The sequence below is a fragment of the Streptomyces sp. HSW2009 genome (assembly GCF_040240285.1).
Classification (GTDB): domain Bacteria; phylum Actinomycetota; class Actinomycetes; order Streptomycetales; family Streptomycetaceae; genus Streptomyces.
In genome coordinates, this window is the sequence record NZ_JBEHZD010001230.1 from 1 (window position 1) to 290 (window position 290).

Consider the following 290-nt stretch of genomic DNA (forward strand, 5'->3'; position numbering starts at 1 on the left):
CGGGTGTGGGTGGTGGTGCGGATTGCTGTTTGGTCTTCGGGTTGGTGGGGGTTGAGGAGGGTGGCGAGGTGGTGGGTGGTGTGGTGGTTGGGTGTGGTGGGGAGGTCGATGAGTCCGCCCCAGCGGTGGGGGTGTTCGAGGGCGGCGACGCGTCCGAGGCCCCAGATGGGTGTTTGTTGGGGGTGGGGGAGTGGTTCGTTGGGGTGGGTGGTGATGGCGCCTTGGGTGAGGCACCACAGGGGTGCGTTGATGTCGGTGTCGCCGAGGGCTTGGATCAACGCGGTGGTCCC

Annotated in this window: 1 protein-coding gene; it reads right to left on the reverse strand. The window is 67.2% G+C overall.

The genetic code is table 11. The features are described from left to right. The coding region (locus AAHZ94_RS35305) for a SpnB-like Rossmann fold domain-containing protein (RefSeq protein ID WP_349997715.1) at positions 1 to 290 on the reverse strand (290 nt) is incomplete at both ends.